Source organism: Vibrio sp. A37 (assembly GCF_059777565.1).
The window spans coordinates 1-7,658 of record NZ_JBLNLI010000042.1; the positions used below are offsets into that span (position 1 = coordinate 1).

General features: G+C 37.4%; 5 protein-coding genes and 3 pseudogenes. 4 read left to right on the top strand and 4 right to left on the bottom strand.

Features of this window, described 5'->3' with window-relative positions; genetic code table 11:
- Together ACM2FC_RS23240 and ACM2FC_RS23245 are read right to left on the bottom strand one after the other, a co-directional pair.
- The coding region (locus ACM2FC_RS23240; RefSeq protein ID WP_498483420.1) for a condensation domain-containing protein at positions 1 to 531 on the bottom strand (531 nt) is incomplete at its 3' end.
- Positions 532 to 1,121: 590 nt separating this feature from the next.
- Positions 1,122 to 1,367: pseudogene (locus ACM2FC_RS23245) on the bottom strand (IS1 family transposase); the annotation flags it as partial.
- Positions 1,368 to 1,578: 211 nt separating this feature from the next.
- Here ACM2FC_RS23245 and ACM2FC_RS23250 point away from each other — a divergent pair.
- The 3 genes and pseudogenes from ACM2FC_RS23250 to ACM2FC_RS23260 form a co-directional block, all read left to right on the top strand.
- Positions 1,579 to 2,527 (top strand): annotated as a pseudogene (locus ACM2FC_RS23250) (IS110 family RNA-guided transposase); the annotation flags it as partial.
- Positions 2,528 to 3,441: 914 nt separating this feature from the next.
- The gene (locus ACM2FC_RS23255; protein WP_498483421.1) at positions 3,442 to 4,743 is read left to right on the top strand and encodes a PARP domain-containing protein; all 1,302 of its coding nucleotides are present in this window, start codon (positions 3,442 to 3,444) and stop codon (positions 4,741 to 4,743) included.
- 181 nt (positions 4,744 to 4,924) lie between these two features.
- Positions 4,925 to 5,629 (top strand): annotated as a pseudogene (locus ACM2FC_RS23260) (IS6 family transposase).
- On the opposite strand, the gene ACM2FC_RS23265 reads toward ACM2FC_RS23260, so the two are convergent.
- Both ACM2FC_RS23265 and ACM2FC_RS23270 read right to left on the bottom strand, forming a co-directional pair.
- A complete protein-coding gene (locus tag ACM2FC_RS23265; RefSeq protein ID WP_498483422.1) occupies positions 5,626 to 6,048 on the bottom strand; it encodes a hypothetical protein in 423 nt (140 codons plus the stop codon). The pseudogene ACM2FC_RS23260 and the gene ACM2FC_RS23265 sit on opposite strands and share 4 nt — an antisense overlap.
- Before the next feature lie 423 nt (positions 6,049 to 6,471).
- The gene (locus ACM2FC_RS23270) at positions 6,472 to 7,245 is read right to left on the bottom strand and encodes a GNAT family N-acetyltransferase (protein WP_498483423.1); all 774 of its coding nucleotides are present in this window, start codon (positions 7,243 to 7,245) and stop codon (positions 6,472 to 6,474) included.
- Between the two features lie 49 nt (positions 7,246 to 7,294).
- Between ACM2FC_RS23270 and ACM2FC_RS23275 the strand changes: the two genes are divergently transcribed.
- Entirely contained in the window at positions 7,295 to 7,483 is a 189-nt protein-coding gene (locus tag ACM2FC_RS23275; protein WP_498483424.1) for a hypothetical protein, read from the top strand.
- Positions 7,484 to 7,658 lie beyond the last annotated feature (175 nt).

Below are 7,658 nucleotides of genomic sequence, written 5' to 3' on the forward strand. Positions count from 1 at the left end.
TCGGTGCGCCTTTTCCGCAATAGGTCGCCACTCGGGCACGGCAGACATCCCCGCCACCTTGCCTTGTAGTAAAGCAAAATACGCCTCCCACACTAATGCATGTAGTCGTAGACTCACCCCATCGACAAAGAGGTGATGAAAACGAAAAAACAGGTAATAACAGTTGTCAGCTAGGTGAAGCCACGCCACTTGATAGCGCTCCCCGGCCTCAATATTAAAAACGGCGCCGTATTGAGAGCACATCCAAGCGTATGCAGCCCTAGGCGCGTCGTCTTCGCTCGTAAAGTCGAGGTGGGCAATATCAACCTTGATCTGCTCGATAGGCACCACGCGTTGTTTGGGCTCACCTTCTTCATTCACTACCACTTGTAACCTCAGTGCGTCACAGCGAGCAACAACGTCTTGCCAAGCTTGTTCGAAGACATCAAATTCAACCTCGAAATCAATACGTTTGTAAATACCAATGTTGTATTGGGAGCTGGTTGGGTGCACGTGTTGATCGACCCATACGTTATATTGAGCCGGATGCAAGGGAAACTCATCAATGGAGGAGATATCATCGGTGGCTGGCATAATAAAGATCCTCTAAATATCGTAAATGCTAAACGCTTCATGCTGTTCGTGTGATACCCGCCGACACGGGGCGCGACGTCGTTTTGGTGGAGATGGAGGGTCCGCACCTTGGCGGAGGTTTATATGGAGCGTCGGCTAAATACAAGGAATGCGCATCACGGGGCACAATGGTGACCGTGCGTTGCTGCTTTTTTACTTCCGGTGGGCGTTGTTCATAAACCATGCGGCAAAGATTCGGAGCTTGATCTACCAATCTCTCACCGAAAAGATGAGGCGAATGGTATCGAACCCTTTCGTCAATAATGCTGTCTGTCTTGGCGCATTGAGAGCCTAGACTGTCAAGATGTCTTTGACATTCCGTTGCGTGGGACATGGTTTTACCCTTGAAGGAAAAACTCTAAACATATGATTTTATAAAAAAATAACTTCTAAATATGTTATAAAGATCTACATTGTAACGGTCAAGTAAACTTGGAGACTTCATTATGCACTTTTTGTTAATTTCATCTCTACTTTACTGCTGATCGTTAGTGATGCCTCCTGTTGAACTACTTATAAAACTCTCGTTCAATGAATGTTCCGATCACTTTATCATGCACCGACTCGGATTTTGAAAAGCCTATTGTTTTTCGAACCAATCGTTTCAACCGAGTCTTTAGCATTAGGTTTGTATGCTCGAGTTTCTGGAAGTACCTTTTACCAACGATATGCTTTTCCAATGGCAAATGGGATGAGTACACTCGAAAGTCATCTGTACAGAAAAAATTGATGAGAAAAGGAGAGCGCAAATGACGAGCTATTGCTTGTTAAACCCCACCTAGCTTGTGAGTATTAGCCACTGGATCAACTTTGTAGTATATCAGTGGCCTACTATTAAACACTTTACCTTAGATATAATAATTTGACTATTTTGAAAGTAAATGGAATGCCTGAGAAGCTAATAAGATGGTAAGCCCCTCCATTCCACTAAACTCGATAGTATCGATTAAGGGAAAGGTGACCATCATGAGTAATACACACATTATCGGTATCGATTTAGCCAAACATGTTTTTCATCTTGTTGGACATGACTTATTAGGCCATGAAACTTTTCGAAAAAAGCTAACTAGACAAAAAACACTTCAACTACTTTCTGTCCATGAGCCAGTAGTAGTGGCAATGGAAGCTTGTGGAGGATGTCATTGGTTTGCTAGAAAATGCCAGGAATATGGCCATCAAGTTAAATTACTTCCCTCTCAATACGTAAAACCTTATATAAAAACAAATAAAAATGACTTCATTGATGCAGACGCAATAGCTGAGGCAGCATTGAGGCCCAAAATGAGGTTTGTTTCTCCAAAAAGCGAGCAAGCACAACTTGTTATAGTCGTTAGAAAAATTCGAGCTGGCTATATCAAAGAGCGAACCGCTTGTATGACTCGTATTGGCTCTCTTCTTCTCGAGTTTGGGATCAGTTTCCCTAGAGGTCACCATCACATGAAAAACCTGTTCCAATGGCTAGCTAATCAGCAGGAATCTATCCCACCCACTCCTAATTCTTGAACTTAGGCAGCAGACAGATTACTACAACCTTTTGAATCAATGGATTAAACAACAAGAAGAAAAACTATTGGAATTAAATAAAAACAATGAGTTAAATAACTTATTGCAGAGTATACCTGGTGTTGGTCCCATGACAGCAGCATGTTGCTTATCTGTGGTGGACAGTCCTCACGACTTATCCAATGGAAGGAACTTTGCTGCCTGGATTGGCTTAGTTCCGTACCAATATACAACAGGAGGTAAACCCAAAATGCTGGGTATATCCAAGCGCGGGAACACAGACTTACGTGAGCTATTCATCCATGCAGCTCGTTCGGTTCTTTGGCGAGATTCATCAGCGGAACGATATTTTGGAGCTTGGTTGACAAACCTTAAGCAAAAGAAGCCTTTTAATGTTGCAGTTGTCGCGCTCTTACAAATACCCTGACCCATAAAAACACTCGTTAATATTACCCAGAAAATATGTAACAATTTGATATATCTTTACAACACAAGGGACGTATTGAAAAATATGGGTTAAGAGAAAACTCGACTTAAACCTATAATATTTAATAATTTTTATTAGTTTTATTTTTGGAATGGTCCACTCATTTTTGGCTGATTGAATTTCAACCAGCTCTCAAAACAAAACGCTTTTCAGTTTATTATCGGGTGAATTGTTAATGTGATGTTGTAGACATTAGAATCCTTATTAACATTAATTTACTGACAATCGATCACTCCATAGTGTGGAACTTTTTAAGTAGAAATCTTTCTATTCGGGTTTCTACTTTTTTATTTCGATTTTAGGCTCAAGAACTAAAAAACCATCATGAAAATCTTTAAAATTGTTCAAAATCAAGGTTAGTTTCATTACTTAGTTATTTAATAATTTATAACTTTAAAAACATTTCTTAATCGTGATTATTTTACTAAGTAAGTATAAATTAATTTAGGTTACATTTAACCAGTTTAATATAATTCTAAGTAATTATTTTTTAATAAAATCTTAGCTTAAAATGTAGAAGGTGTATTATATAGAAAAAATACTAATCATATCGACTTTTACATTCAAGGAAATATTTATTTTCCAAACAGTACATCTGCATATATTGATGGTAATGATTTACTATCAGCTGGATTTACAAATTATAACCCGACTACAGAATACGTCACATTAACCTCAGCCCAAAACTAGATTATTATCCATTTTATTAAGCGTAATTTTTGGATAAAATATAGAGAGACTCAAGTCAAACGCTTTCCGATAAACCCGGCACGCCTCAGGCTGTTGCGATTTATTTGAAGGAGTGAGGTTGAGCTCAATATTAACTAAATGGAGGTTTTATGATTTTAGACTATCAACGCTATCTAGATAATGATGAACCTATGTACTGGTCTATGTTAGGTTCATCATTAAAAACTTCAAAAGATGGAAAATATAAGTATTATAAATTGGATGCTAATCATCATTTTACAAAATACATAGAGAAACTAATTAATAATAATATTTCTTCTCGAAAAGTCGTTGATACAAAAGCTGCTAAAACTAGAATGAAGTATGCATCCAACGTTTTGAATAACAGCGAATCTAATGAAATGCAAAAGTCAAGGATGATTAGACGGTTAAAAGAAGGTAAGGAAGATGTTAAACCACCAGAATCATCCAATATATCAATTAGATATCTAAAAGTGATAGTTAACCATGATAATATGAGGAGATATAAAGATTTTGTAAGGTTTAATAATAATTTGGATATTAATTTAAATAAAACTATAATGTCTACAAAATTTCAAAATGAATTCTTACATGATACAAAATATCCAGATTTTTGTCTTCCTGTCTTAAATGGTAATAATGGCGAACTACTTCTTTTTCATGGAACTTCAGTTGCAGTTACAAATTTAATTGCTGGAGGTGGATTTAGACCTGATTTAGGAATGAAGAAAAAAAATGGATATGGAACACTAGGTCAAGGAACTTATTTTTCAGATAATTTTTCTAAGGTTATGATATATGCAACTTGTCCTTTTTGCGCTGATTATCGTTGTTTTTGTAGAGATGAATCAGGAAGAAAATATCCTAAAACAACATTAATATCTAGAGTATGTCTAGGGAAAACAAAAATGTTCCCTCATGTATTTAATGCACTAGTACCTAAAACATCTAAAAGAAAAGGATTCAGAAAAATAAATTATCTGCAAGCAAAAGAAAAAGGGTATGATTCTGTTATGTCTAGAGGTAATAATAATGATTTTTGGAAAATATCCGGTGCTAATAATGAATACATGATTACTGGAAGTAATCAAAGTTATCCAGAAATAATAGTAGAATATGTTATTGGTCAGGATAATGTATTGAATGATAATTATTTTAATGATTTGATATCTAGGCAATTGGATTTGTATAATAAGGCTTTCAAGTTTAATCAAAGTAAAAGTTCAAAATATGCTAGTTTTATGCTAGGGGATATAATTGCTCGAAGGGATTCAGGTAAATTATTTACTGCAATTAATTATTATATGTCTATTACACCAAAAAGTAGCTTTTTAGAGAGTAGATTTGGTTCTCAATTAAAAGTGGGCTCCAACCTATATAAACTATTGGAGAAAGCTATGATAGAAAGTGGGCAATATCATGATTATTAGGGAACCTCTATTAATTGATTAAAATTTCCTAGATCTAAGCAATGTTCTGCTTTAATAAAATTGGACACTTTGGTAGATTCCCCGCCCCCCGGATATGCCCGGGGGTACGTACGTTATGGCTCCGTTGCAAAGTTTAATCATTGAACCACACTGAATAGAAATATCAGCCGTTGGAGGCCTTATGTCAGATTTCAAACGTCGTCATTTCACTGGTGATATCATTCTTTGGGCCGTTCGGTGGTACTGTAAATATGGCGTCAGCTATCGAGAATTGGCGGAAATGCTGTTAGAGCCTGATGTCACTGTCAATCACACGATCCTATATCGTTGGGTTTAGAGGTATGCGCCAAAAATAGAGAGGCGATTACGCTGACGATGGAAACCGGTATACAGCTCTAGCTGGCAGGTGGATGGAACCTATGTCAAAGTAAATGGCCAGTGGACCTATTTGTATCGAGCTATCACCAAAGAAGGGGATACCGTCGATTTTTACCTCTCTCGAACTCGAAGTCAAAAAGCCACGAAACGCTTTCTAGGTAAAGCTCTGAGTAGCACAAAGCCTTACAATCATCTGAAGACGTTGAACACCGATGGAGATAAATCTTACGCGCCAGCAATGGCCAATTTGCAAAAGGACTGAGTCTGTGAAAAACACATCAAGCAGCGGCAGGTCAAATACTTAAACAACCGGATAGAGCCCGATCATGGTAAACTCAAGCGGCTCATCAACCCAGTTCGTGGTTTTCAATCGATGAAGACAGCGTACGCGACGATCAAAGGATTTGAGGTGATGAGGATGTTTAGAAAAGGTCAGTTTAGGTTCTGGCTGCATGGTCGTGGCCCTTTGGCAGAAGTGCGTCTGATTGAAAGTGAATTTACCTTTTAAACGATAGAAGAGCAGGACACTTTGCTGGCTGAGAAACTTTGCAACGGAGCCTTCAAGTCTCCTTTTGATGCGTATCGATGCATGAGCTTGAGATTTTTTAATATAATTTCATCTCTCATATCACTCTCTTCAACGAGCTCCAATTCCAAACCCAATTCGGACGCAGCTTGAACTGTTGAATCCCATTCAAGATCAAAATCTGATTTGGCGGTGGCATAGTCAGACTTTACTTCGTAAAACACAAATTCATGAGTATCAAATTGAACCGGAAAGTCAGGAACATCGGTGTGACGCTTTCCGTCGATAAAATATGGAAATCTAATCGGCTGAGCGCAAAACCTAACAATGCTTGGCTCAAAGTCAAAATGATAGCAAGCATCACATTCTAGAGCAGACTCTACCGTAATCCTCGTTCCCATCTTTGCGCTAACAAAACGGTGAATATTCTTCCCACGTAACTTGGTTAAATTACGAGCAGGCTTTGTAAATGCTAAATCTAGAGCAGTGAGTTGCTCTGGAGAGGGTACTATTAGTTCATTCGCAACAATTACCCCTTTGATGAATTGGTGTTATTTTACATACACTTGTTCAAAAAAGGGGCAGAAGCGTGTTAGTTTGATGTTCTAGAACGCCTAAAAAACACACAAACTTCATTGTATATGATCAATCTTATTGTCCTTCGACAAATTTACATTTTAAATGATAGAAGAGCAGGAAACTCCGCTGTCAGAGAAAAGTTGCATCGTAGCTGAAACAGCCCGCGAGAGATTTTATGCTCTCGTAGGATAAGTGTGTCTAGAGGTAGTTGCCTGCATGTCATGAATAAACGTTGCTACGGAATCCTACTGGCTGCGAACTAGAACTTCATATGTATCTTTGTATGTGTAACCAAGTTTTTCTGCTAATTTTCGCGACTCCATTTTTATAGTACTCCAATGAGGCTCAATATCTTGATTAAGACAGTGGGCAATTAACGCTGCGCAAACTACTTGGGCTAGTCCTTGACGTCTAAAATCTTGGTGAGTATTTACTTGAATTTCAATACCTTGGTTACTAAACGCGTATGAAGAGCACGCGCTTATAATTTGACCATTTTTTGATACAACGCAAAACCCCAAGCCATAATCTATAAAATATTCAACTGAAGGAAAATTTTTTATGTGGTATTGATATTCCGAGTGTTTAAGTAGAGTGATTTCTTTTGCAAGCCCAATATCTATTCTTTTTAATTCAAACTCGATAGGTAAGGTTTGTATAATGCCCTGTAGGTACTCTAAATCTAAACTTTTTGCAGAAAATGAAAAACGCTTGAATGATGCAATATTATCCCCATGAATTTTTCTAATTATCTCCTCCCAACCTTGTGGTAACGGCAAAATATCTTTTTTAACTGGTAAATCCAGAATTAATTTTTCCACCATAGGGTGGTTTGCATTTCCACCAAAAATAATAATATCTGCATACGCCAACTGAGCTAAAGATGGTGTATCTGGATTGTCGACTATGACAGTACCTAAATGCCCCTCTAAAATAGAATTTATCAAGATATTTGATCTATGTTCTTCGAACAGATGAGCAATTTTAAATCGTTCATTTCGTGCTAATGAGCTAAACATTTTCTACCCTAAATTAAGATAACAAATGCGGTAACAGTGAGAAGGGTTTGTGAATAACAGAATTCTTTTTCATGATGATTTACCCTACTTAGGTCATCTACTATGGCCACGCCGTCATCACTCTTTATATCAAATACTCAACGTCGTTTCAGCCTGCTTAGCAGGTAAAACAGTTGGCTTAAGCTTGTCAGGTTGTTTAGATTCGACAGAACCAGTTTTAGGCCACAAATTGCACTAAATGGATACATTAGATTTTATATCGTACATTCCAGTTTGACCAATTAGCTCAGATTAATTTCGTGAAACGAAAAGGGGAAAAACCGTTTTATAGACGCTCAATAAAAGAATGTTGAGCGTTTATTTTTCACTATCGTTTTTTACTTAAAACAATTTTCTTAAATGCTTGTTCGTAC